Annotated in this window: 19 protein-coding genes; 12 read left to right on the forward strand and 7 right to left on the reverse strand. The window is 68.0% G+C overall.

Annotation, left to right across the window (positions count from 1 at the left end; translation table 11 throughout):
- Window positions 1-142 precede the first annotated feature (142 nt).
- Complete coding sequence (locus tag JYJ93_RS32445) at window positions 143-736, forward strand: hypothetical protein (RefSeq protein WP_206798428.1); 594 nt, start codon at window positions 143-145, stop codon at window positions 734-736.
- Window positions 737-1,144: 408 nt separating this feature from the next.
- Here JYJ93_RS32445 and JYJ93_RS32450 read toward each other — a convergent pair whose 3' ends face one another.
- The 4 genes from JYJ93_RS32450 to JYJ93_RS32465 all read right to left on the reverse strand — a co-directional run bounded on the left by JYJ93_RS32450 (window position 1,145) and on the right by JYJ93_RS32465 (window position 7,684).
- Window positions 1,145-1,792, reverse strand: a complete 648-nt coding sequence (locus tag JYJ93_RS32450; protein WP_206798429.1) for a hypothetical protein — start codon at window positions 1,790-1,792, stop codon at window positions 1,145-1,147.
- Window positions 1,789-3,786 (reverse strand): AHH domain-containing protein, encoded by a 1,998-nt coding sequence (locus JYJ93_RS32455; protein ID WP_206798430.1) that lies wholly within the window; start codon window positions 3,784-3,786, stop codon window positions 1,789-1,791. Before JYJ93_RS32455 ends, JYJ93_RS32450 begins: the two co-directional genes overlap by 4 nt.
- Before the next feature lie 219 nt (window positions 3,787-4,005).
- The gene (locus JYJ93_RS32460) at window positions 4,006-4,902 is read right to left on the reverse strand and encodes a bile acid:sodium symporter family protein (protein ID WP_206798431.1); all 897 of its coding nucleotides are present in this window, start codon (window positions 4,900-4,902) and stop codon (window positions 4,006-4,008) included.
- A gap of 160 nt (window positions 4,903-5,062) precedes the next feature.
- Window positions 5,063-7,684: a hypothetical protein gene (locus JYJ93_RS32465; protein WP_206798432.1), complete on the reverse strand. Its 2,622-nt coding sequence runs from the start codon at window positions 7,682-7,684 to the stop codon at window positions 5,063-5,065.
- A 484-nt stretch (window positions 7,685-8,168) separates the two neighbouring features.
- On the opposite strand from JYJ93_RS32465, the gene JYJ93_RS32470 reads away from it, so the two are divergent.
- A complete protein-coding gene (locus JYJ93_RS32470; RefSeq protein WP_206798433.1) occupies window positions 8,169-8,894 on the forward strand; it encodes an alpha/beta fold hydrolase in 726 nt (241 codons plus the stop codon).
- Here the strand turns inward: JYJ93_RS32470 and JYJ93_RS32475 are convergent.
- On the reverse strand, window positions 8,881-9,990 hold the full coding sequence (locus JYJ93_RS32475; protein WP_206798434.1) for a hypothetical protein: 1,110 nt from the start codon (window positions 9,988-9,990) through the stop codon (window positions 8,881-8,883). The two genes, JYJ93_RS32470 and JYJ93_RS32475, sit on opposite strands and share 14 nt — an antisense overlap.
- Before the next feature lie 227 nt (window positions 9,991-10,217).
- On the opposite strand from JYJ93_RS32475, the gene JYJ93_RS32480 reads away from it, so the two are divergent.
- Entirely contained in the window at window positions 10,218-10,970 is a 753-nt protein-coding gene (locus JYJ93_RS32480; RefSeq protein WP_206798435.1) for a hypothetical protein, read from the forward strand.
- Between the two features lie 28 nt (window positions 10,971-10,998).
- Here the strand turns inward: JYJ93_RS32480 and JYJ93_RS32485 are convergent, their stop codons facing one another.
- The gene (locus JYJ93_RS32485; protein WP_206798436.1) at window positions 10,999-13,161 is read right to left on the reverse strand and encodes a DNRLRE domain-containing protein; all 2,163 of its coding nucleotides are present in this window, start codon (window positions 13,159-13,161) and stop codon (window positions 10,999-11,001) included.
- Window positions 13,162-13,310: 149 nt separating this feature from the next.
- Between JYJ93_RS32485 and JYJ93_RS32490 the strand changes: the two genes are divergently transcribed.
- Window positions 13,311-13,556, forward strand: a complete 246-nt coding sequence (locus JYJ93_RS32490; RefSeq protein WP_206798437.1) for a hypothetical protein — start codon at window positions 13,311-13,313, stop codon at window positions 13,554-13,556.
- A 350-nt stretch (window positions 13,557-13,906) separates the two neighbouring features.
- Here JYJ93_RS32490 and JYJ93_RS32495 read toward each other — a convergent pair whose 3' ends face one another.
- The gene (locus tag JYJ93_RS32495) at window positions 13,907-14,905 is read right to left on the reverse strand and encodes a hypothetical protein (protein WP_206798438.1); all 999 of its coding nucleotides are present in this window, start codon (window positions 14,903-14,905) and stop codon (window positions 13,907-13,909) included.
- Between the two features lie 149 nt (window positions 14,906-15,054).
- Between JYJ93_RS32495 and JYJ93_RS32500 the strand changes: the two genes are divergently transcribed.
- The 8 genes from JYJ93_RS32500 to JYJ93_RS32535 all read left to right on the forward strand — a co-directional run bounded on the left by JYJ93_RS32500 (window position 15,055) and on the right by JYJ93_RS32535 (window position 23,897).
- On the forward strand, window positions 15,055-15,957 hold the full coding sequence (locus JYJ93_RS32500) for a TIM barrel protein (protein ID WP_206798439.1): 903 nt from the start codon (window positions 15,055-15,057) through the stop codon (window positions 15,955-15,957).
- A gap of 72 nt (window positions 15,958-16,029) precedes the next feature.
- Window positions 16,030-16,731, forward strand: a complete 702-nt coding sequence (locus JYJ93_RS32505; RefSeq protein ID WP_206798440.1) for a hypothetical protein — start codon at window positions 16,030-16,032, stop codon at window positions 16,729-16,731.
- A gap of 30 nt (window positions 16,732-16,761) precedes the next feature.
- The gene (locus JYJ93_RS32510) at window positions 16,762-17,517 is read left to right on the forward strand and encodes a cytochrome P450 (protein ID WP_206798441.1); all 756 of its coding nucleotides are present in this window, start codon (window positions 16,762-16,764) and stop codon (window positions 17,515-17,517) included.
- Window positions 17,518-17,662: 145 nt separating this feature from the next.
- Complete coding sequence (locus JYJ93_RS32515) at window positions 17,663-19,225, forward strand: sensor histidine kinase (protein ID WP_242544005.1); 1,563 nt, start codon at window positions 17,663-17,665, stop codon at window positions 19,223-19,225.
- On the forward strand, window positions 19,222-20,574 hold the full coding sequence (locus JYJ93_RS32520; protein WP_206798443.1) for a sigma-54 dependent transcriptional regulator: 1,353 nt from the start codon (window positions 19,222-19,224) through the stop codon (window positions 20,572-20,574). The genes JYJ93_RS32515 and JYJ93_RS32520 overlap by 4 nt, the downstream gene beginning before the upstream one ends.
- 181 nt (window positions 20,575-20,755) lie before the next feature.
- Window positions 20,756-22,327 (forward strand): SulP family inorganic anion transporter, encoded by a 1,572-nt coding sequence (locus JYJ93_RS32525; protein WP_206798444.1) that lies wholly within the window; start codon window positions 20,756-20,758, stop codon window positions 22,325-22,327.
- Window positions 22,324-23,022 carry a carbonic anhydrase gene (locus tag JYJ93_RS32530; protein ID WP_206798445.1) on the forward strand — a complete coding sequence of 233 codons (699 nt, stop codon included), beginning with the start codon at window positions 22,324-22,326 and terminating at the stop codon, window positions 23,020-23,022. The genes JYJ93_RS32525 and JYJ93_RS32530 overlap by 4 nt, the downstream gene beginning before the upstream one ends.
- Before the next feature lie 209 nt (window positions 23,023-23,231).
- Window positions 23,232-23,897: a DUF4476 domain-containing protein gene (locus tag JYJ93_RS32535; protein ID WP_206798446.1), complete on the forward strand. Its 666-nt coding sequence runs from the start codon at window positions 23,232-23,234 to the stop codon at window positions 23,895-23,897.
- The last annotated feature ends 6 nt before the right edge of the window (window positions 23,898-23,903 follow it).

Consider the following 23,903-nt stretch of genomic DNA (forward strand, 5'->3'; position numbering starts at 1 on the left):
ACCGCGGGGCCATGGCCTGTCGTCGAAGCCCGTGTCCCAGCCGCTGCGTTCACAGGGCCCATCGACGTTCGTCTCAAGGGAACACCGTCCACATTGAACCCGGGCGGTGTTTCCCGGCGCCTGGCGCCGATGGGAGACGACCGTGATTCTCATCAACAACGTGGCGCATGTGCCCTCCGAGCTTGTCGAAATCATCAAGAAGGACAACAACACCCCGTGGCGGGCGTCGTATGAGTACTACCTGATGCAGATCAACGCCTCGAACTCCACGTTCGCGGACTTCGGTGGCCTCATCCTGAAGTTGGGCGGTCTGGTGATGGGTGAACCCAAACAGGCGTCCTTCCCCAAGGCGGCGGACTACCAGCGCGCGCTGGCCAGGTATCGCGGCACGCCGCCTACCCCCAACTCCGCCATCGTCATGGCTCCGTTGACCCGGCTCACCGTGAACCGCGACGATCAGGCGGCCATCGCCTACCTGCTCGACACCGGGTACGCCTCAAGTCGCGCCACCGAAGCCTCGAACTACGGCATCACCAACCGGCAGCCACACCAATCCGACCCGGAGACCGGTGCGCCCAAGGCCCCGGGTGTGGATGTCATCGAGCTCTACATCAATGGCCCCGCAGGCCGCCGCGTCACCATCCGCACCGAGACCTTCAACAACAACCGGAAGGTGACCCTCTACTACTCGTCCCGGCACGTCGAGAACACCTACGACTATCAGCGGCTGTCCTGAGCGGATAGACGGGCCGAGACGCTTACGGAGCCCTGCGCGGATGGAGTTCCTCCGCCGTCGCGCCAGCAGCCTGCCTCCGGGCGACCAGGGCTCCGAAGACTCTGGTCTTCCGCCCGTTGATAGATGCCGAACTTCAGCGCCGAACCGCCGCGAACGCCGCCAAACAGTCGGGCCCGATAGTCATCCTCATCGCGAAACTCCAGCCAGTACGCCATGCAGTCACGGCTCTCTCGGCCATGAAGTTCCTCTAGCAACTCGGTGCCTCGAAGCGGCGGATCATCGCCTCCGCGTTCGCGTACTCCCGGGTATCCAGGCGGGGCAAGCTGCGTCGTAGGTCGTCGAAGCAGCCCCCCGTCAACGGCTCGGGGCAGCGGCGACGGCTGGCGGAGGTCGAGGGAACCAGGAGGCCTACCCCTGAGGCCGCCACCAGAGCCCCTTCAGTCCCGCCCGTTCACACGCCTGCCGGGCCTCCTCCGTGAAGCAGTAGAAGGAGAGTTCGGGCACGGAGAACACCGGAGGAAAACCTCCGGATGGAGGTCTGAGGACAAGGGGCCGCGCCTTCTCCCTGCCCAGCAATCCCACTCCGGACTGGTGGAAGGGCACCCCTTTCACCAGGGTGTGTTCGCGGTCGAGGCAGTCTGTCTCCTCCAGCAATTGGAGGATGACGAAGTCCTCGTTCTTCAACGAGGGGTCTTGCACCTCATGCCATGTCCGCCGCCCGGTGAAGCGGTCGCGAACCAGGTGCTTGATGCGTTCCGTGTAGATGACCGTCCGGATGAGCCGATGGCGGAACGGCCCCACGGATTCGAGCACCCCCACCATGCGCCGGGAAAGCAGCAGCAGCCCCCGGGGGGCGGTGAACAAGTGGTCCAGCCGGGCCGCGTTCAGCAGGTTGCCAGTGAACTCGATGACCTCGGGAGCGCCTCGTTCCCGTTGGTAGTCGATGCTGGGCTTGTGGAACGTGACGGACTCGAAGCCGTCGAACTCGATGAGGGTGGCGTCGAAGACACCTTCCTCCTCGATGTGCGAGATATCCGCCGTCAATGCGTACATCATGCCGTGAGCGACTCCTCGTGGGAGGGCAACTCCAGCAGCGCCAGCTTCTTGCCCACGACGATTCCATCCTCGCTCAACTCCTTGAGAACCTCCATGGGGAGCCCGCCGGACTCAATGGCCTCGCGAAGGTTCATCTCGACTTCGAGGAGAGCGTCCTGGATCTCCCTCGGCGTCAGGCTGGAGCCAGGCTTGCGCTTGCTCAAGGCGTCATCCAGTGATTCCAGGGCATCATCGAGCAGCGTGGTGACATAGCTGTTGTACTTGGGGTGGCTGCCCAGGTGCATGATCTTCCCCTTCGGGTTCTTGCAGGGCATGTCGAGGATGTTCGTGCCGCGGTCGATGGTGTAGCCCTCGATCCGCTCCAGGGCCTTGCGGATCAGTGGATGCTTCTGGGCAACCGCGTCCGGGATGAGATGGTGCATGGGGTTGCCACCGGCGATGCGAACCTCCGCCGCCTTTCGAGCTGCGCTGCCATGGGTCTTCTCCACCCAATCCAGGTAGTTCTTCCGGTAGCGACTGTAGATGCTGATGCGGGGTGTCCCCTTGCCGACCTTGAGCACGACCAGCCCGTCCTCGGTGACGGTGAGCGCTCCGAGCTCATCCCCCAGCGCTTTTCCGTCCAGGCGGCGAATCCGGTAGGGCTGGGAGCCCTTGCTCATCTTTTCCAGACGGTATCCTGCTGCCTCAAGCTCCTTCTTGAGGGCGTTGAACTCAGGCGTTCCGTCCTTCGGAATCTTGCGCCCGACAAGTTCCTTGAGCTTGTCCCAGTTGGGCAGGCGCTCCAGCAGCCTCTCCCATTCTGCGTCACTGAGCGTGCGCTCGGTCAGGGTGGGTTCGGCATCCGATTGGGTGCGGGAGCCCTCCTTGACGGTCTTTGACGTCATGGCCGAACCAGTCCCCCAGGAATTGAAGGGGAGGTAGGTGGACTGCACGGCGGTGATGGTCCCTGGCCGGAACACGGGGACGCCCGCGTAGATACCTCCGGGACCTTGCGCTGCCATCATGTAGTAGCGCGGCCGGGTGATCTTCACGGAGTTCGCCAGCTTGAAACCGCGTCCCATGTTGGCCTTCGCGCCCATGAGCGCAAGCGCGGCCATGGCGATGCTCATCAGCATCCGGAGAAAGGACTTGCTGGCTTCCTTGAGCAGTTCGGGAGAGCGGTCAGCCGCCCAGGCCTGGGTGAGCCACAGTTCGGCGTGCTTCAGGGCCTCGACTCCCGCATCGACGATCCCTTGAGCACCGAAGGCCGCCAGACCCAACTGGATGATCGCCGCAGCGAGTTGGCCAACGCCCGTGGGCGTTGCAGCCAGGAGGGTCGACAGGGCTTCCGCGGCGATGAAGCCCGCGACAATGGCGCTGATCTCCCTCCAGTTTTCCTTGATGGCTTGAGCGTACTGCCCGGTGACCTCATTGAAGTACAGCCCCGCGTTCTCAACGGAGGCAATGAGATGATTCAGGTGCCGGGCGGTCTCTTTCGCCCGTGCGAGCGCTCCACCGGTGATGGAGCCACTCGGTACTTCTTTCTGGAGCCGGTTGGCGTACGCGATGCTGACAAGCCAGATGCGTTTGCCGGCGACCAACTCCACGCCCTCCCGGCCACGCCGGACGCCAGTCCTACCGTGCTTCATGTTCACATGGTGGATGACGTTTTCGTAGAAGCGCAGGTCGCGTCCCGGAATGATGGCATCCCGGTAGATGCGTGCGGCGATAGGCTCCAGCCGATCTTCCGGCTGGACCTGGTAGAGGGTAGCGGCGGGCTCTGGCAGGTCGAGCGTGATGCGGAAGCCCTGCACGTGACCTCGCAGCAGGTATCCTCCCACCAGGGTCGATACGTAGGACCATCCCGGGGTCTGGCCGGTCCCTTGAATCAGCGTCACCCGCGTACCGGGAGGAAGTGGCTCAGGGGTCAAACAAGTCGATCCCTTCTCGCCAATCGGAAGCGTTCTGATGTTCGCGCCTTCGCTGTTGTCGATGAAGCCGAACCGGATCGTCATGGCCCCTCCCGGTGGACTGCCCGTGCGAGAAGGAACCATTCAATGAGACACACCTACAATGAAGAACCGGACGCGTGGGTATGACCTGTCGGCTCCCACGGTTCGGGCCGGGCATCGTTGACGCTCGACAACGTTCATCCAAGGCGCGGCACCAGAACCTCCTGGGACGGGTTCTTGGGCCTCGTCCAAGAAGACCTGTCGTGCAGTGACTGGAGGTAGCTATTGGGTGCGGAGGCCCTCCGCGGTCGCGCCAGCAGCCTGCCTCCGGGCGACCAGGGCTCCGAAGACTCCGGCGGTGAAGAACATGATGACGCTGTAGATGGCCGCGGGAATGGCCATCACGCCGTCATTGAGCAACCGGGGACTGGAGGCAATCGCGATGGCGAGCGTGCCGTTGTGGATGCCCACCTCCATCGCGATCGCCACCGCCTGCTTGCGCTCGACGCGCAGCAGGACGGGCACCACGAACCCCACCGCCATGCTGGCCAGGTTGAAGGCCAGCGCCGCGAGCCCCACGCTCTGGAAGTACGTGACCAACTGGTCCCGCTCCTTGAGCGTCGCCGCGAGCACCACCAGCACCAGGAACAGCGCCGAGATGATGCGCACGGGCCGGTCCAGGCCATCCGCGAGCGCCGGCCGCTTCGCGCGCACCCACATTCCCAGCGAGATGGGCACCAGGACGATGCCGAACACCTGGACGATCTTCGCGAACTGCAACGGAATGGCGCGCTCCTCCCCCATGAAGTGCGCCAGGGAGAAGTTCACGATGAGCGGCAACGTGAGCAGCGACAACACGCTGTTGACCGCCGTCAGGCTGACGTTCAGTGCGACATCCCCCTTGGCCAGGTGGCTGAAGAGGTTCGCGGTCGCGCCGCCCGGCGTGGCGGAGAGCAGCATCAACCCCACGGCCAACTGGGGCGGCAGCCCGAAGCCCGTCGCGATGGCGTAACACACCGCGGGCATGAGCAGCGTCTGACAGCCCAGGCCCACCAGCGCCGCGCGCGGATACACCGCCACGCGGCGGAAATCCGCGAGGGTGAGGCTCAACCCCAGGCCGAGCATGATTACGCCCAGGGCAATCGGCAGGAACACCTCGGTGATGACACTGCTCTGCATGGCGGGCCCCCAGCGAAAGCACACACTCTGCCAGGAAGCCTGTGATGACGGAATTCAGTGGCGTCCAATCCTGCCCGGTTGCCGCCCGGGTCCTCGGCGAGGAGCCCCCACGAACGCGCCATGGGGGCTCCAGGAAGCGGGACTCAGCGGGGTGCGCCGGTCACGGGGTGAAGACACCCGTGACGGTCATCGCCTTCGCCTCCGGGTAGCTGGACCGGAAGGGCTTGCCCTGGAAGTCGGCGTTACCAGAGGCGCGGGCCTCGATGATGGCGAAGTAGGACTTGCCCGACTGCAGCACGCCGGGGGGCAGCCGCAGTGACGTGCCCGCCGTGTACAGCTGTGCCACCGGCCCGCCCGCGACCTGCGACGTGCGACCCTGGGCGTTCACGAAGACCTCGTAGAGAGAGACCCCATAGGAGGTCGCGGTGCCCACGGAGGGCGCTCCCCAGGCGAGGTTTGGCATCAGCCCCACGCCCGTCAGGTTCCCGGACGCGGCCTGCCCCGCCAGCGTCGCCCCGCGCGGCGGGCTCAGCCGGGGCACGACCGCGGACGCCGCGAACGCGGGCATGACGTCGTTGTGTCCCACCGAGAGACGCAAGGTCAGCGGCAGGGCCGCGCCCGGCGCCATCAGCGCCACGTTGAACGCCGTGCTGACCATCCCCACCTGCGTGAACTGCGGATAGGGGTTGCCGTAGACGAACGAATAGACGCGAGAGGGGCTTCCCGCCGTCAGCGAGCAGGACAGCAGGTCCGGCGCCAGCGCATAGCCTGCCCGCGTGCCGTCGGGCACCGCGATGAAGTACAGGTCGTGACGGACCACGGTGGCGGTGGGGTGCACCTCGGTGCGCAGCGCCTCGAAGTCCGGGGAGCGCACGTCCAGCGTGAGCGACTGGTCCTGCAGCGCGGTCATCGTGCCCGTGAAGCTCGCCGTGCTCCCCTGCGTGAGCACCAGCGGCGCCGTGAAGGCACGGGTGGCCGCGTTGTAGGTGACGGGGGCGCCAGACGTCGAATCGGTCTTCGCGGAGAGCTGATGGAAGGTCACCTGGTCTCCCGCGCTGGCATCCACCAGGACCGCGTTCACCATGCCCGAATACTTCAGCGTCTGGGTCCACCGCTGAGACCCCGCGGTGAGCGGCGTGCCCGACTGCACGAGCGCGTTCGTGCCCGCGGCGTAGAGCGCCGTGCCCGGGGAGTAGATCTCCATGAAGTCATTCGTCTGCCACGAAGCCATGCCCTGGAGGTCCACGGAGAGGAACGTGCTCGTGTTCGCGGCCACCGGGTCCGGGCGCCCCTGGATGTCATTGCCCAGGTCCGGAGCGCGCGAGGACGTCACCACGTACGCGTTGCCCAGCCGCAGGGTGTAGTTCCCCTGGGGGACACCCGCGACCGTGAACGTGCCGTCCGCCGCTCCCGCGCCGGGGTAGACGAGGAACGTGCCGTTGCCTTGATCCACCATCGCTTCCACCTGCACGCCGGACAGGTTCTGGCCCCGCGTCACGGACGCGTTCCCGGTGGTGAAGTAGCGATGGTTCACCACGCCCTGCACCGCCGTGGCGCACGCGGGGCCCGTCCAGGCGAGGGAGAAGGTCCGCAGCGCCTCCAGGCCCTCCGCGTCCGTCACCCGGACGCGCACCACCGGCGTCGCCTGCCCGTCGATGCACGCGGGGGCCGTCCAGGTGACCTCGCTGCCATCGGCGGTGGAGACCGGCGCGCCCAGGGTGCCCACCGGCGCCTCCCAGGTGAAGCCCAGGGCGGTGCCTTCCGGGTCCATGGCGCGGACGGTGAAATGCACCGCGCCGCCCGAGCCCACGGTGGCGGTCGACTGGGACGCGTCGGTGATGCGCGGCAGCGCGTTGGGTGACACCGGCGCGCCCACACAGATGCCCAGGTGTCCCAGGCCCTCGCCGCCGCGGCCGTCCGTCACGCGCACGGTGAGCTGGCAGTTGGCACAGGTGCTCTGCGAGGGCAGCGCCGTGGGGGTGAAGCGCGCGTTCGCGGTGCCCTCGTCCGTCCAGGTGCCCGCGCAGCTCGCGCTCCAGGCGTAGTGGAGGCTCGCCGCGGGGTCGTCGCTGTCCACGCCCTGGGCGCTCACGCCAACGGACTGGTGGGGGACCACCTGCGTCGGGAAGCCGGACAGCGACACCACCTGCGGCCAGGAGTTGAACTGCCCGGACACCACGGCCCCGCCCGTCTCCTCACCCTCCACGACGATGGGGAAGCTCACCGCGGTGGACGCGCCCAGCGGATCCGCCACCGTCAGCGTCACCGTCTGCGAGCCCTCCGTCATGGGGGCCGTCCAACGCGAGGACAGCGCCGAGGGGGTGCTGAAGGTGCCCGCCGTCGCGGTCCACGCGTACGTGAGCACGTCCCCGGCGTTCGGGTCCTCGGCGGTGGCCCGCATGTCCACGAAGCCGCCCCGCTCCACGGACGAGCGCGACACCACCAGCGAGGTGATGACAGGGCCGGCGTTCTCGAAGTCGGGAGGCGGGTCCACCTGCTGCAACAGGATGTTCACCTGGACCGTCTGGTTGGCGGTGATGGTGACGTCCGCCGCCTCGCCCCGGTAGAGGAGCTTCGCGTTCGCGTCATATGCGAAGGCCCGGAAGCGGCGCCCGGTGCCGGCGGGAAGCTGGCTCATGAGGACCGTCCACACCGAACCGTCCTGCGCGAGCTGCACGGTGAGCTCCGGCTGCCCCGGGCCATCCACCGTGAGGTCCACCCGCTGCACGTCGGAGGTGCTCACCCCCTGGTGCACGGTGACGACGAGGCGCGCGGCGCCCATGTCCTCGGTATCGGGCTCGGAGGGTGCGGTCGCTTTCTGACAGCCCGCCAGCATGAGCACCGCGGACACGACGACCAGGAACCGCCCCCATGCGGGTGGCGAAGCAAGAAATGGCATTTGAGGTGACATGAATGAACAGGGGTGAAGAGGAAGTCCCGCGAAGTCTTCAATCCAGACAGGCGACATTTTCGTCAGTGAGACAAGGCCAACCCTTTGCATGGGTCGGACAGCAGGCTCACGCGGGTGCGGACCCTGTGTTTGCGTACAATGCCACGATGCATGGTTCCCCCTCTGGCGGAGGCGACGAGGACCCGGTGGCCCCGCGTTCGCCCCACACCCACGGCGCGTGTTCTAGCAAGCCATCTCAGACGGTCAATAGCACCCGCAATCACGGTCCGTCTGTCCTCACGGTGTCTCCAACGACTCAAGCCAGGGCTTCACACGTTGGAAGACATGAAGGTCCATGCGCTAGAAGCCCCGGGCCATGAGCCTCCACACATCGCGCTTCGTCCTGGCCCAAGCCCCCGTGCTGTGCGTCCACCAGGGGTCGAGGCAGGAAGCACTCCACCGGGGCGTGGTCCTCTTCTTCCACGGACTGGGCGGGGGCAAGGAGGTCCACGAGCGCGAGCTGCGGCTCTTCGCGGACCAGGGGCTCTTCGCGGTGGGCGTGGACGCCGTGGGGCACGGCGAGCGCCGCTTCCCGGACTTCGACGCGCGCTTCGCTGAAGGGAATCCCCGCGGGCTGGAGGAGCTCCTCGACGTGGTCGAGTCCACCGCGAGCGAGGTGCCCGCCCTGCTCGATGCGCTGGTGCGGGAGCACGGCGCCGACCCGGCTCGTGTGGGAATCGGCGGTGTCTCCCTGGGCGGTTACATCACCTACGCGGCGCTCGTGCGGGAGCAGAGGCTGCGCGCCGCCGTGCCGCTCCTCGGCTCACCGGAGTGGGGCCTGCCCAGGCCGGCCAGCCCGCACCGTCACATGGAGCGCTTCTTCCCCACGGCCCTCTTCAGCCAGACTGGAGGGCGGGACGACGTGGTGCCTCCAGGCCCCGCGAAGGCGCTCCACGCGCGGTTGGAGCCCCTCTACGCCCAGGCCCCGGAGCGGCTGCGGCACCGCGAGTTCCCGGAGTCCGGCCACATGATGCGAGAAGCGGACTGGCAGGAGGCGACGCGCGACGCGGCGGACTGGCTGTCACGCTTCATCGTGCGCTGACGCCACACGTGGCTTCGTACTCATGGAGCCTGCGCTTGAAGCGCTCGCGTTCAGGGGAGGGCCACTCGCCGGGCAGTTCGTCCACGGCCTGCCGTTGCGCGGCCAGCGCCTCGGGACACTGATGCAGCCCGAAGTGCGCGGCGGCGGCGGTCTCCAGCACGTAGGGATTGGGGTATTCCCGCTGCGCGGAGTCATGCAGCGCGGGGCGGATGGCCGTCAGGGCCGCCGCGTACTGCCCCGCCTGGACCTGCCGCCACGCGTGCTCCGTGGCGAACCACCGCGCCCGGGGTGCCAGCGCGTACGCCCGTTCAAAGACCGCCGGATACTCCGGAGCCTGGGGTTCGTGCAGGGCGAGCTGCTTGGCCAGGTTGGTCCAGGCCGACGAGCTCTCCGGGAACCGGGACACCCTCAGCCGGGCCCATCCCATCTTCTGATCCAGAGGCAGCTTGTATTTGTAATTCCCTCCCCTGCTGCACGTGACGGCGAACATGTACGTCGAGGCGAAGCGGTGCCCGGCGAGCGTCGCGGGCCGGAAGGGATGCGCACCCAGCTGCTCGATGAAGCTCCGTGAGAACTCGCGCGTCCCATCCTCGATGACATCACAGCCCTGCATCCGTCCATCCCCGGCGATATGGCATTGGAGGACGACCACCGCGAACTCGACGCCGCCCGGGAGCTTCTCGACCTTCGGGTACCGCAGTGGGTACTCGCCGCGCTGGGGCGCCTGGAACTCCTTCTCCAGGTACGTGCATGCCGGCTCATGACCCGCGTCACACGCGGCCCGCAGGTCCTCCAGGGCTCGGACGACCTCGCCTTCCGTGGGCTTGCCCTTCAAGGTCTGGACGACTTCGGAGTAGACGAGGGCTGCCTGTCCGGCATCCAGCTCCAGGGCCGGAGCAGCGCTCTGAGCCAGACGGGGAAAGGGCTCCCCGAAGTTCTCCACCTCGAGGAGATACGGATAGGAGCCCTTGTGCCGCAGGTAGGCCTCCATCGCCAGCGTCAGGTGGCCATGGCCCGCGGTGGGAGGAGGAAGACCGTAGTGGCTGCATCCGGACAGCAGCCCCAGCACTGCAAGAAGAACCAGGCACCCGCGCATGGGCGCGCAATCTAGACGCGCCCTTGTCCTGACGTGAATCGCCGCACGGTGCGGGGAGCCACACCGGGAGAATGAGCTGGGTCCGCGGGGATGACACGTCGCTGGGAATCCGTGGCGGCATGACTCGCCTGTCAGCACTTCGCTGACCGGGGTGGCCCCCGTGTCCTGCGCACAGCCACCCTGGCATGGTGGTTGCGTATGGGGTTCGCCACCTCGACGGGGACCCCATGATGCCACGATTCATCTGTCTGCTCATGTTGTCGTTTGCCATTCCAGTGGCCTCCGCCAGCGCCGGGGAGTCCTCCCAGGGCGCCGAGACCGCCGAAGGCTGGTTCGAGAACCCCACCCGCTCGCGCGGACTGCTGGGTTCAACGGCGCTGCCGCTGCATGCGGGTGAGGGCTACATCGGACAGAAGGCGTTCTTCGCCACCGTCGCGGAGGTGGGCCTGAGCGAGCGCGTGTCCGTCCACCTGGCCACGGCCTCCCTGTTCCAGTTGGTGTACACCGACACGGCCTTCAGCCTCATGGGGGGCATCAAGGTGAGTACGCAGCTCACCGAGAAGCTGCACCTGGCGTTCGGCGCGCAGGGCGGCTCCTATGACAGCGACCTCCCGGGCTCGTTGGGGCTCCACAACGCCGCTGCCCTCTACGGCACCCTCACCTATGGGACGGCCGACGCGAACCTCTCCCTCACGGTCCAGCCCATCTACGTCTGGGCCCGGGATGACAATGGAGGCTTGATGGTGATGCCCATGGTGGGAGGCTTCCTGCGCGTCAGCGCGCACTGGGGCTTCGCGGGTGAGATCGCCATCTCACCAGTGCCGGCCATGGCCGACGCGTTCGCCTTCGCCACGGCGGGCACGCGCTTCATGGGGCCGCGGTGGTCCGTGGACCTGGGGGTCCTCGCCGGAACACAACTGCAGGGCCAGGACACTCCCGCCTTCGTTCCCGGGGCTTCCTTCCTGTATCACTGGCCCTGAGACGCGCCGGTCCTTTCGCCCTTCCGCGTCACCGCAGCCGCAGGAAGAATGCGTCGCTCGTGACGAAGGTGTCGTGCCAGGCGAAGGGCAGGTAGTCCACACCGTCCACATGGGTCGTGTCCTGCAGGGTCGCGCCCACCAGGAGCTCCCCCGTCGTGAGCGCGGTGGGCTGCCCGGTGAGGAGCAGGTGGCGTGACCAGCGGTGGGTGCCGCCCGTCGAGTAGCCCGCGTAGACGGGGCCTCCACGCAACGTGCCGCCCCCGAAGCTCACCGGGCCGCTCGTCCGCGCCCACAGCACGACCGTGCCGGTGCGGGTGACCGCGAGCCCCTGGGCGCTCTCGCCATACGGCGAGCCCACGTGCTTCAACCACACGTCGGCGCCATCCCCCCTCAACCGCCCCAGGAACAGGTCGTCCGGCGTGCTGCTGTAATCGGTGGGCACGTGCGTGGACGTCGTGCCCGCGAAGGTGAAGGCGCCCGTGAAGGTGCCGCTGAAGAACACGTCACCGTTGTAGGGGACCACCGCCACGGTGGTGCCGTTGGCGCCGGTCCAGGCGCGCGTCCACACCCGCTCGCCCTCGGCGGTGAGCCGCGCCACGAAGGGCGTGGGCCCGCTGCCGCTCGGCGCCAGCTCCGTGCCGCCCGGCGCCGAACCGCTGAGGTAGAGATTGCCCGCGCTGTCCGCCGCCACCTCCAGTTGGGACGACGCATCGGAGGCCTCGAAGGTCCGCGACCACGCATGCGAGCCGTCCGCCGCGAACTTCACCAGGAAGAAGGCGATGGTCGCCTGCGACGCCGAATCGTCCGAGCGCAGAGGCCCGCCGCCGAAATCCACTTCACCGGAGAACCGGCCCGCGACGATGGGCGCGCCTCCCGGGTCCGAGGTGAAGCCGGAGGGATCGAGCACGCCCAACTGTCCGCTGCTGCTGTCCGTGGAGGCGAAGGTCCTCACCCACTCCGTCATCCCGTCCGCGGTCAGCCGCATCACGAAGAGGCGTGTCGCCATGGTTTGCGGCAACGGGCCCGTGCCCAGGTCCGGTGCGCCGTAATAGCGGCCCACCACGAGCACCTGACCCATCGGCGTCACCGCGAGTTTCGCCGGGAGGTACTGGCCGGCATGGCCCACGCTCCACACCACCGAGCCGTCCGCGCGGTAGCGCGTCACCGCGAGGCCCTGCGCGCCCGGCAACGGGCCCTCACCAAACGAAGGGGGGTACGCGCTGCCATTGGACACGTACGTGCCGAGCGCCACCCATCCCCCGTCGTCGGTCGCCGCCGTGGAGATCACCCGCTCGTCGCCCCCCGCGGAAATCTGCGTCACGCCCGACACGGTGCCCCCCACCCGGCTGAGCCCCCGGTACGCGCACGTCGAATCCGCGTACGAGAGGACGAGCTGCGGCCGTTGGTGCGACGGGCCCTCGTTGGAGGTGAAGGTCATCCCATCCGTGCTCTGGGGCCGCAGCGCGAAGCCGTAGCGGCCATCTCCGGTGATGGCCGCCTTCACGTCGTACTCCACCCAGGTGCCGCTGCTCACGCTGCCCTTGTCCGCCAGCGGCGTGGGGTCCACCACCGGGCGGCTCGTCCAGTCAAAGTCACCGCCGTTCCAGTTCGTCGTCGCGTGGACGGCCGGCGCGTTCCCCGTCCCTCCCGTCGAGAAGACGCGCAACCGCGCGCCCGTCACCGTGCGACTCCCCGTCAACACGTCGAAGGACAGGTACGCCTCGCTCTCCGGGGCGCCGTCCGAGGTGAGCGCCGTGCTGCTGGCGTTGCGCCGCGTGGGCTCCTCCTGGGACACCCAGGTGTCGAAGCCGGGCGGGAAGACGGACGTCCGCGGATCAGGGCCGTCCTTGCTGCCATCCACCACGTACACCCGCAGCTTCGCGGAGGTGATGACCCCTTCGATGCCCGACAGGACGAAGCGCAGGTACGGCTGACGCCGTGGCGAGGCGTCCGCGTAGAGCGTTTGCGCGGAGGCGAAGCCGGTATCCGGCTGGGTGGCGTCCGCCATCGTGTCCGCGTACGCCGTGAGGGTGCGCGTGGTGGTGGTCGCCGCGAGCTCGGCGTGGCCCAGGCCGGACGATTCGGCGGGCGCTGCCGGGTCCAGACTCTCTTCCCTCTCCATTGGCTCCATCGGCCCGCAGCCCGACACCAACGCCAGCAACGCTCCCAGCCACCCGCGTCTCGTCCCCATGGGTCCCTGCTCCCGTCGAGAAAGCTCCAACGGGCTCCGACTGCAGGGCCGGTGCCACCCCCGGGTTGCACGAAGGCAAACAGCAAGTCCGGGATACGGCCGCGATACATGGCAATGAATCGCCACGCCCGGGAGGTCCGCTTCCGTCCATGAGGAAGAAATCCCCGTACTCGTCGACGCTCCCCAGGGCGTCCGGAATGCCCAGCGGCTCCGCGCCGAAGTCGCGCGAGCTCGAGTGGTTCAGCGAAAGATTGTGGCCCGCCTCATGCGTCACCAGCTTCACGGCGGTGTCGTGGTCCGTCATCCAGTCCGCGACGAGCCAGGCCACAGAGGCCGTCACGGTGCCATCCGCCGTCGCGACCTGCCCGAATGACAAGGAGGCCTGCCCCGCGTAGGCGCAGCCCTGCGAGGGACTGGGGTGGACGATGAAGATGCGGTCGTACTGCCGGAAGTCCGCTGAAGGCCAGCGGCAGATGCTTGCCCCCGGCGACAAGGAAATGCTCCTCGCGTGACGCTTGGAGCGACGGCGCGTCCACGACCCGGACTTCGAGCTCGCCCTGGAGCACCTGTTCGCGGGCGGCGTCCCCTGGGATGGAAACCTGCGGGTTACAAGCCGCGAGCCACACGACCGCGGCGATGATGCACATGCGGGACATTTCCCCTCCGGCGAACGGTGGCCGGACGCGGGCGTGCGCCATCCGTCCTTCGCGGCTGTGACGTGGATGTTGAAGCGAAGTGCCCGGACTCACTTGAAACGATCGGGAAACATGTACTTCAGCCAATCCATCCACAGCTCTTCGTTGAAGCTGTTCGGCGTTGGCACCAGGGTGACCTCGATCGACTTGCCAATTTCGCCAATCAAGCTGGGGTTGAGCTTGATCTGCGTCGCCCCGGGGAATTTGTGGATGTCCGCCTTCAGGTAATCGTAGCTCTCGTTGTTGGTCTTGATCTGCTTGGACAGCTTGCCCACGTCCCGCTGCTCCTTCACCCACTGCGACTCGGGGACCTTTGTCGACGTGAGGCCGCTCCACCCACTGATATAGACACGGAGCATGACCACCTGGCCGCCCTTCTGCGTCACGCTTTCCTTGCCAAAAGTCTCCACCGCGTGAACGTTCTCATTGGAGAAGCCGTCCGAGATGTAGAAGCCAGACCCCAGCTGGTTGAAGTCAGAGACCTGTTCCTCCTTGTTCGGGACGCGGAGCCCCTTGAAGAGGGAGGCCATGTTGTTGGAGGAGGTGGAGTGCAGCCCCACCGAAGTACCGGACGACAGCTTCTGATGCACATCGCGGATGACGATTGCATTCTTGAGGCTGGAATCGTTGGAGAGCGGAAACTCCTTGTAGAGTTGCCAGGTCCACTTGTTCGTGGCCGCGAGCTTCGCCCCATCCGCCAGCGAGAGGAACTGGAGGATGTTGAAGAGGGTTTCATTCGACATCAAGACGCCTTGTAGCGCGACCTCGTAACGCTCTTGATCCTGGCGATCGCTCAACTCCTGCTCCAGTCGATTGAGCGTGAGGGCTATCACCCGCGCCGCATCGACGCGGACGAGGATCAGCGCTTTCTCGTCCACGAGCAGCTTGTTCGGGTCGACGAGGTCCTTCGTGGAGTTCTTCCATCCCTCCGTGCCCAAGCCTTCCTTGAGCTTCGTCATGAGGGGCCTGATGATGGTGTTGAAATACACTTTGAGGAGCTCGGCGGTGAACGCCCCTTCGGTCCGAGTCTCAAGCCACTCCATCGGCATGGTTATCATCCAATCAATCCTAGCAGCTCCCACGAGCGGACTGGAGAGGGATTGGGGATGAGGGAGCAGAAACGGCCGGACTTCCTTCCGAACGAAAACGGGGTTCGGGCCTGGATTGTCTCCTTGCTCCGAAGTTCAATCCCGGGACGATGCGGTCGAACACATGCGACTCCAAACGAGGCGGATGCCCGGGTTGGCTCACGCCCCTGCTGCTCCTGGCCTTCGTGGGCTGCGCCGGGTCACGACGCGAGGAGCCCGCCGAGGCTCCGCTCGGTGCGTTCAACTTCACGCTGGAGTCGCGGCCGGTCGCCGCGCAGGTGGAGCTGCTCGACTCGCTCGGCTACTCCGGGGTGACGCAGTTCTGGCCGGGCCGTGAGGCCTTTGACAGCTTTGCCCACCAGCCCGCGGTGGAGGCGGGGCGGGTGCGGCTTCCCGCCGTCCTCTTCGTCCTGCCCTTCAACACGGCCTGGGACCGCGAGGAGCTGAATCGAATCCTGGCGGCGCTTGCGCCCACGCGGACGGCGCTCTGGCTCATCCTGAGCGGGCCGCCGGACGCGAAGACCGCCATGGTCGCCTCGGTTCGTGACGTGGTGGACCTGGCCACCGCGCAGGGCGTGAACGTCGTGCTGTACCCGCACGACGGCGAGGCCATCGAAACCGTCGAGGAGTCACTCGCCCTGATGGCCGCGGTCGACCGTCCCCCATTGAAGACCTCGCTCCACCTCTGCCACGAGCTCCGGGCGGGAAACCGCGACCGGCTGGAGGAGGTCATCACCGCCGCCGCCCCACAGCTCGCGCTCGTGAGCATCCACGGCGCCGCGCGCGAGTTCGATCCGAACGCCTCCACCTGGTCCGAGGTCATCCAGCCGCTGGACCAGGGCGACTTCGACGTGGGGACCGACTATCTGCTCCCCTTGCGCCGGGCCGGCTACGCGGGCCCCGTGCTGCTCCACACCTTCGGCATCGAGGACGCGCCGGAGGAGCACTTCCGCCGCTCGATGCAAAAGTGGCGTGAGCTGTCTGACTTCGTGACGGACGCGCTCATGAATTGAGCCTGGGGCACGTGCTATCCCGGAGTCATGGCCTCGTCCCGGGGCCTGCCCACCGGAGAAACGTCCATGCGAATGTCATTGATTCGGGGTCTCGTCGTGGCGGTGATGTCCTGGGGCGCGTCCGCGTCCGCGCAGACGAGCTTCTCCCTCACCCCACCCTGCGCGCCGGGGCTCTGTGGCGCGTCGCAACTGGGTGGAGCGGCCTCGAAGCCAGCGGGCGCGGTGGGGGATTCGCAGTACATCGAAGTGGATGTGGCGGCGACGCAGTTGCTGCAATCCAGCAGCGAGCACATCGCCATCAGCGGCTTCGCGAACGGCCAACCGTTCATCTCCAGCGGCGCGTTCGGCACCAACGCACCGAACGGTGGCATCGGTATCGCGCTGGGGCGCATCGACACCGCGTCGCACCCGAGCTGCCCCGTGGACGCGTCTGACTCGAAGGTGGAGTTCGCCATCGAGCGGTTCGCCTGGAACGACATCTACGGGTCGGACATCCTGCACTGCGTGTCGTTCGACAAGGCGGCGCTGAACGGCGTGTGGAAGCTGCGCATTGGCCTCTACGTGTCGTGCGTGGGCACGACGTGCAGCGCGTCCGCGTCGCTCGAGGATCCCGTCACCTTCGTGCAGTTTGGCGCGGTGTCCAGCAGCGGCATCACGCTCGCGAACCCGAACGCGGCACGCCGGCCCTGGTACGCGGTCACCAACTTCGTGGCCGAGCCGTTCAACTACAGCGCCACCTTCTGGGTGCGCTCGGAGTCGTACAACTCCTATTAAAAGCGTAAGCCTTCAGGGCCTCTCGGGCGGATGCTCGTCCTGGAGCCGTCCACCTTCACTGAGTTCAAGCGCTGGTCGGTGAACATGGGCCTCGTCACCTCCGCCGTGCCGGCCCAGCATGCGGCCATCCACGACACCGTGAAGGAGATGGAGGACTACCTCGGGGGCGTCATCGCCGCGCGCCGCCGCCAGCCGGGGGAGGACATGGTGAGCGACCTGCTCCGCGCCGAAGAGGAGGGACAGCGGCTCACCGACGCGGAGGTCCTCGCCTTCCTCTTCCTGCTGCTGCCCGCGGGCATGGAGACGACCGCGCAGCTCATCGGCAACGCGGCCATCCTGCTCGCGCGCCTTCTAGAGCAGTTGGAGCAGGCCCGGGCGGACCGCGCGCACATCCCCCGCTTCCTGGAGGAAGTGCTCCGCTGCGAGCCGCCCGCGCAGTTCGCCTTCCGCGTCGCGACGTCGGACGTGGAGCTGTCCGGGACGCTCATCCCGGCGGGCAGCCTCGTCATGGGGCTGGTGGCCAGCGCCAACCGCGACAAGCGCGTCTTCGAGCAGCCGGACGCCTTCCTCCCCGGCCGGGAGAAGGCAGGCCAGTACCTGTCCTTCGGCCACGGCATCCACTTCTGCCTGGGCGCGCAGCTGGCGCGGATGGAGTCCCGGCTCGCGCTGGAGGCGCTCGTCCCGCGCATCCGCGCCCTGAGGCTCCGCTCCCCGGACATCGCGTGGCTCCCGGGGCTCACCATCCACGGGCCTCGGACGCTCCCGGTGGAGTTCCTCCCGGCCTGATGCCGGGCGCGCCGCGTCGAAATGTGTTGATGATGGGCGCATGTCGTCGCCGCCGGCCCATCCCTCCCTGACCTCTCTCGTGCCCCCGCCGGGAGAGCTGCTTCGCACGCAGAGAAAAGCGGGCCGGTCCGCCGTGGTCGGGCTGATGCTCCTCTGGTGCGCCGCCTTCGTCAGTCCCTTCGTGACGTACCAGGCGGACGTGAAGGCGGCGGAGGGCGAGCTCCTCGTCCACCTGTCGGACCGCGCGGGCCTCCAGGCCCAGGCGCTGGGCGCGCATCTGGGACTGCTGCGCTCGGAGCTGCAACGGCTCGCGGAGCACCCGTCGCTCAGACCCGAGGATGGCGCCACGGGCCCCGAGGTGGCGCTCCTCGAGAATGCCTTCGGCCACACGTCCCTCTTCTCCGCGGGCGTCGCGCTGGTGTCAGCCAACGGCCAGCGCATCTGGAGCGACCCGGCGACCATGCCGCTCGGGCGCGCACCGCTCGCCTCGCGCCCGTGGTTCCAGCGGATGGTGGAAAGGAAGGCCGCTTCGGTCGGACTGCTGGACGAGGAAGGCGGAGGGCTCATCGCGGTCGCGGTCCCCATCGTGCGCGATGAGCGTGTCGTGGGACTCCTCGTGGGCGAGCTCGCGACGGCGAGCGAGCTGCTGCCGGTCCACCGCGGGAAGAACGAGTCCATGGTCGCCCTGCTCGGCGAGCAAGGCCGGCTCCTCCTCCCGTCAAAGCCACCGCCCCTGCTGAACCAGGCGGAGCTCGCCGAGAGCCTTCGCCCGCTGGTGGACGCGCCCGGGGCCGTCACGATTGGAGGCACGCGGCTGCTCGGCGCGGCGGCGCTCGTCCCCGGAACCGACATGCTGCTCGCCGTGCTCGAGGACGAAGCGCGGGACCGCGAGTTGCTCAAGCGCCGCTACGTGGGCCAGTTCGGCGTTCACACCGCGCTGCTCGGCGGCGTGCTCCTGCTCTTCACGGTGCTCCTGCGCCGCTCCTACCGCTCGCTGATGACCGCCGAGGAGCAGCTGCGGCGCCAGGAGACGATGGCGGCGCTGGGCACGGCGTCCTCGCTCATCGCCCACGAGGTGAAGAACGCGCTCAACAGCATGCAGGCCGCGCTCAGCATGATTCGCGCGAAGGGAGGCGAGACGACCCTGCCCGTCCAGGCGCTGCGCTCCCAGGCGGACCGGCTCGGCCACCTCGCCCGCTCGTTGCTGAGCTTCGCCTCCCCCCAGTCCACGCAGCGGCGCAGCTGCGAGATGCACCTGCTGGTCCAGGACGCGCTCCAGGCCGTGAGGCTCCTGCCGGAAGCCGCGGATGTCACCATCGACACGACACTGCAGGAGGGGCTCTTCGTGAAGGGGGACCCGACGCTGCTGGTCTCCGCCGCCGACAACCTCATCCGCAACGCCGTCGAAGCCGGCGCCGTGGCCCATGATACAGGCCAGCAGCCCACGCCTCGCGTCGAGGTCCGGCTGCTGCGCGAAGGCGCGGAGGTGGTGCTCGTCGTGGAGGACAACGCGGGAGGCGTGCCCCTGGCCTTCGAGCCCAGGCTCTGGGAGCCCTTCGCGGTGGGCCGCTCGAGAGGCATCGGGCTGGGGCTTCCGATGGTGCGCACGGCCATCCGTGCGCATGATGGAGGAAGCGTTTCCTACACGCGCGTGCCCGGAGGCAGCCGCTTCACGGTCCGCCTTCCGCTTGAGAAGATGGCTTCATGAGCACCTCCCTGCTGCTCGTCGACGACGACAGGACCTTCTCCTCGCTCGCGGCCTCCATGCTGAGCCAGGAGGGTTTTCGCGTCCGGGTCGCGCGCTCGCTGCACGAGACCCGCGTCGCGCTCGCCGCGGAGGCGCCGGACCTTGTGGTGCTGGACCGGAGGCTGCCGGACGGAGATGGGCTCGTCTTCCTGCCCGAGCTGCGAGCCCAGCTTCCGACGACCGTCGTGTTGATGGTGACCGCGCACGGCGACATCGAGAGCGCCGTCGAGGCCATCCGCGCGGGGGCTCGCGACTACCTGAGCAAGCCGGTCGAGATCGACGACCTGGTGATGCGCGCGCGCCGCGCGGCGAGCGACCTGCAGCTTCAGGAGCGGCTGCGCCAGGCGGAGAGCGTCCTCGAAGGGCGTCACCGGCTGGCGGAGTCCCGCTCGCCGGCGATGCAGCGGACCCTCCAGATGCTGGAGCGGATCGCCACCACGCCGCGAAGCCCCGTCCTGCTGCTGGGAGAGACCGGAACGGGGAAGGCGGTGCTCGCCCGCCACCTCCACGCCTTGCGCCAGAAGCAGGGCGCCTTCGTGCAGATCAACTGCGCGGCGCTTCCGGACACGATGATGGAGAGCGAGCTCTTCGGCCACGAGCGCGGCGCCTTCACGGACGCGAAGACGGCGAGGCGCGGGCTCGTGGAGCTCGCGAGCGATGGGCTCCTGTTCCTCGACGAGGTGGGGGAGCTGCCGCTCGCGCTCCAGGCCAAGCTGCTCACGTTCCTCGACAAGGGGGCCTTCCGGCGGCTCGGTGGCATGACGGAGCTCACGAGCACCGCGCGCATCGTGGCCGCCACCAACAAGGACCTCGAAGCGGAGGTCTCCGCCGGGCGCTTTCGCGAGGACCTCCTCTTCCGGCTGAGCGTGTTCCGGGTGGACGTGCCCCCGTTGCGCGAGCGCCGCGAGGACGTGCTGCCGCTCGCGAGGACCCTCGTGCTGGAGCTCTGCTCGGAGCTCGGCCGGCGCCCGGTCCCCTTCTCCCCCGCCGCGGAGGAGCGCCTGGTGAGCTACCCCTTCCCCGGCAATGTCCGGGAGCTGCGCAACGTGCTCGAACGGGCGCTCGTGCTCGAAGGCGGGCCCACGCTCGAGCTGCAGTCGCTCGCCAGGGGAGGCGGCACGCCGGCCTCGGTCGACCCCAACGCCTTCTCCGTGTCGGGCCCACCCCGGCCGCTCGATGAGGTGGAGCGGCTCTACGTCCGGCACGTGCTCGAGCAGCTGGGAGGCAGGCGCATGGAGGCGGCCCGCGCACTGGGCCTGTCGTATCCGACCTTCCTCCGCCGCTTGGAGGAGAGCCCCTCCTCGGAGTGAACGACTTTAAAATTCGTTCATCGCCTGGGCCGGGGGCTTCAAGATTCTTTCATCGCCCGTTCTTGAAGCGCCCCGCTCTCGACGGGAGGCGCCCGGAACTGGCTGGCACACCGCTTGCGTAGGCCCCCCCTGTCACGTCGAGCACTGGTGTGGCTCGGCAGATGGCAGGGGAGCTCAAGCAATGACTTCGGATGTAAAGGCAGCAGAGGCGAGGCCTTCGTTGAAGGCGATTCTCGCTTCGGATTTGCCAGCTTCGCTGGTGGTGTTCCTGGTGGCCCTGCCCCTGTGTATGGGCATCGCGCTCGCCTCTGGAGCGCCCATCATGGCGGGCCTCATTGCCGGTGTCGTGGGAGGCCTGGTCGTGGGCCTCCTGGGCGGCGTGCCGCTTCTCGTGAGCGGTCCCGCGGCGGGCCTCGCGGTGATGGTCTTCGGCTTCATCCAGCAGTTGGGCTTCGCCGTGACGTGCGCGGCGGTGGCCGCGGCGGGGCTCGTGCAGGTAGCGCTCGGCGGTCTGAAGGTGGCGCGTTCGGCGCTGGCCATCTCTCCGGCGGTGATCCACGGCATGCTCGCGGGTATCGGCATCCTCATCGTGCTGGGGCAGGTCCACATCGTCCTGGGCGGCTCTCCGCAGAGCAACGCCTGGAACAACATCCGGGAGCTGCCCGGGCAGGTGCTCAACCTCCACGGGACGGCCACGCTGCTGGGCCTGCTGACGCTGGGCATCCTCATCGCGTGGGGGTTCCTGCCGAACGGCCGGCTGAAGAAGGTCCCGGGGCCGCTGGTGGCGGTCCTGGGCGGGACCGTGATCGCGGCGGTGTTGAACGCGGACGTGGCCCGGGTGCAGCTGGCGGCGAACGCGCTGTCGGCCATCCAGCTGCCGTCCCTCCCGGAAGGCTCCATGTGGGGCGCCTTCATCGTGGCCGTGCTGTCGCTCGCGCTCGTGGCGAGCGCCGAGTCGCTCCTGAGCGCGGTGGCCACCGACAAGCTGCACACGGGGCCTCGGGCGAACCTGGATCGCGAGCTGCTCGCGCAGGGCGTGGCGAACACCGTCTCCGGCCTGGTCGGCGGTCTGCCCATCACCGGCGTCATCGTGCGCAGCGCGGCGAACATCAACGCCGGCGCGAAGACGCGCTGGTCGGCGGTCATGCACGCGGTGTGGATGCTGGCCTTCGTGACCCTGCTGGGCGGGCTCGCGTCCTACGTGCCCCTGACGGTGCTCGCGGGCCTGCTCGTGCACGTGGGCCTGAAGCTCGTGAACCTCGCCCACATCCGGGAGCTGCGTCACCGCGGCGAGCTGCCCGTCTACCTCATCACCGTGGCCGGCGTGGTGGGCATCAACCTGCTCGCGGGCATCGGCCTGGGGCTCGGCGCGGCCATCCTCCGGCTCCTGTGGCAGCTGGGCCAGGTGCGCGTGGAGATCCACGCCGACAAGGGCGTGCACCAGGTCTGCATCAGCGGCGCGCTGACGTTCGTCGGGGTGCCGAAGCTTTCGACGGCGCTCGCGAAGATTCCGTCGGGCTCCCGAGTTGAGGTGGACGTCGCGGTGAACACGCTCGACCACTCCGGCTTCGAAGCGCTGGAGAGCTGGGCGGACACGTACCGCAAGACGGGTGGCTCCGTGAGGATGGAGCCGCTCGAGGACGTCTGGACCCGGCGCAGCGCGCGCGCGGGCCCCGCGCCGGGCTCCACCGATTCATCCCCTTCCTCCCCCGTTCATCACGTTTCGACTCTCTCTCCTGGAGGTGTGCAGTGAAGAAGCTCATCCGCGGTCTGCTCGATTTCCAGCGCCACACGCTCCCTTCGTACCGGGCGACCTTCGCGAGGCTCGCGAAGGGGCAATCCCCTGACTGCCTCTTCATCAGCTGCTCGGACAGCCGCGTGGTGCCGAACCTGCTGGTGTCCACGGACCCCGGCGATCTCTTCACCGTGCGCAACGTGGGCAACCTCGTTCCTCCGGCCAGGCCGGGCGGACAGCCCTCGGCGGACCGCGGCGAGGCGGCGGCCATCGAGTTCTCCCTGGGCTTCCTGCCCATCGAGGACGTCGTGGTCTGCGGTCACTCGAGCTGCGGCGCGATGAAGGCCATCCTGGCCGGCGGCAACGTGGACGGCGCGCCGAACCTCGAGCAGTGGCTCGCGCACGGCACGCCCTCGATGAAGAAGCTGCGTGAGAACAACTCCAAGGTGGGCGAGGGGCTGCCCGACGCGGACCGCCTCTCCCAGCTGAACGTGCTCGAGCAGTTGGAGCACCTGAAGACCTACCCCATCGTGCGCGACCGGCTCGCGGCGGGGACGCTGCGGCTGCACGGCTGGTGGTTCGACATCGGGGCGGCGCAGGTCCACGCCTATCGTGACGACCTCGGCCGCTTCGTCCCCATCGATGAGACCGAGGGCGACCGGCTCCTGACCTCGCTGACGGAAGCGCCGCCCGAGCTCCGCGCCGTCCAGTAAGGCCGCATCGAGCCAAGGCAGCACCGAGCCTCGGCGATCCCACGTGGGTCGCCGGGGCTTCTGCTTTCTCAAACAGTGAGTCCAGGTCCGTCCGGCCGAGCCGTGCGTTTCCTGTGAATAAATCCACGGTTGGTGCGTGGAGAGGGAACGGCGGCGAGAGCGCACAAGCGCTCCGGCCGCACCGACCCCGCTTCCCAGCAGGACTTCCCATGAATCGCATCGCCCGTGCCGTGCTCGTTTCGTCCCTGTTCGTTTCGTCCGCCAGCTTCGCGCAGGACGCGGAGTTCAACATGCAGGTGGACGTGGAGGATCAGGACATGCCCTCCGCGCGCATCAAGATGAAGACGACCACGAACGTGGATGGTGAGGAGACGACCACCGTGAAGGTGCGCGGCGGCGGCGCCCGGATGGACGTGCGCGTGACGGGCGGGATGACGGAGACGGAGAGCCACAGCGAGACCCGGACCACGGAGACGCGGCGGGAGCCCCGGATGGAGCCCCGGCATGAGATGCCGATGACCGCCGACCCCGCGTACCGCGACTGTGGCACGCGTTCGGACGAGGGCTGCATGATGCGCAGGGACGGGCAGTACCCGATGGACGCCTCCACCTGGCGCGGCTTCTACCAGTCGCTCAAGAGCGAGAACAACGAGATCGTCCGCCAGGAGAAGGCGGAGAAGATGCTCAAGCGCGTCTACCTGACCGCGGTGCAGTTCGGCATGGTGCTGGACCTGTTCAACAATGAGATCACCCGTCTGGAGGTGGCGAAGGAGGCCGCGCCGCACGTGGTGGATCCGCAGCACGCGCTGGGCTTCTCCTCCAAGTGGCGCAACTCCATCAGCGGCAGCGAGTACACGGACATCATCACCCAGTAATCCAGA

It is taken from the genome of Corallococcus sp. NCSPR001, from assembly GCF_017309135.1.
Taxonomy (GTDB): Bacteria; Myxococcota; Myxococcia; order Myxococcales; family Myxococcaceae; genus Corallococcus.

Coding starts and splice junctions, on each gene's coding strand:
- JYJ93_RS32450 (WP_206798429.1), bottom strand. CDS start 1,792: ATGATGTACGCATTGACGGCGGATATCTCGCACATCGAGGAGGAAGGT.
- JYJ93_RS32455 (WP_206798430.1), bottom strand. CDS start 3,786: ATGACGATCCGGTTCGGCTTCATCGACAACAGCGAAGGCGCGAACATC.
- JYJ93_RS32460 (WP_206798431.1), bottom strand. CDS start 4,902: ATGCAGAGCAGTGTCATCACCGAGGTGTTCCTGCCGATTGCCCTGGGC.
- JYJ93_RS32465 (WP_206798432.1), bottom strand. CDS start 7,684: ATGGGCGCCGCGCGCCTCGTCGTCACCGTGCACCAGGGGGTGAGCACC.
- JYJ93_RS32470 (WP_206798433.1), top strand. CDS start 8,169: ATGAGCCTCCACACATCGCGCTTCGTCCTGGCCCAAGCCCCCGTGCTG.
- JYJ93_RS32475 (WP_206798434.1), bottom strand. CDS start 9,990: ATGCGCGGGTGCCTGGTTCTTCTTGCAGTGCTGGGGCTGCTGTCCGGA.
- JYJ93_RS32480 (WP_206798435.1), top strand. CDS start 10,218: ATGATGCCACGATTCATCTGTCTGCTCATGTTGTCGTTTGCCATTCCA.
- JYJ93_RS32485 (WP_206798436.1), bottom strand. CDS start 13,161: ATGGGGACGAGACGCGGGTGGCTGGGAGCGTTGCTGGCGTTGGTGTCG.
- JYJ93_RS32490 (WP_206798437.1), top strand. CDS start 13,311: ATGAGGAAGAAATCCCCGTACTCGTCGACGCTCCCCAGGGCGTCCGGA.
- JYJ93_RS32495 (WP_206798438.1), bottom strand. CDS start 14,905: ATGCCGATGGAGTGGCTTGAGACTCGGACCGAAGGGGCGTTCACCGCC.
- JYJ93_RS32500 (WP_206798439.1), top strand. CDS start 15,055: ATGCGGTCGAACACATGCGACTCCAAACGAGGCGGATGCCCGGGTTGG.
- JYJ93_RS32505 (WP_206798440.1), top strand. CDS start 16,030: ATGTCATTGATTCGGGGTCTCGTCGTGGCGGTGATGTCCTGGGGCGCG.
- JYJ93_RS32510 (WP_206798441.1), top strand. CDS start 16,762: ATGCTCGTCCTGGAGCCGTCCACCTTCACTGAGTTCAAGCGCTGGTCG.
- JYJ93_RS32515 (WP_242544005.1), top strand. CDS start 17,663: ATGCTCCTCTGGTGCGCCGCCTTCGTCAGTCCCTTCGTGACGTACCAG.
- JYJ93_RS32520 (WP_206798443.1), top strand. CDS start 19,222: ATGAGCACCTCCCTGCTGCTCGTCGACGACGACAGGACCTTCTCCTCG.
- JYJ93_RS32525 (WP_206798444.1), top strand. CDS start 20,756: ATGACTTCGGATGTAAAGGCAGCAGAGGCGAGGCCTTCGTTGAAGGCG.
- JYJ93_RS32535 (WP_206798446.1), top strand. CDS start 23,232: ATGAATCGCATCGCCCGTGCCGTGCTCGTTTCGTCCCTGTTCGTTTCG.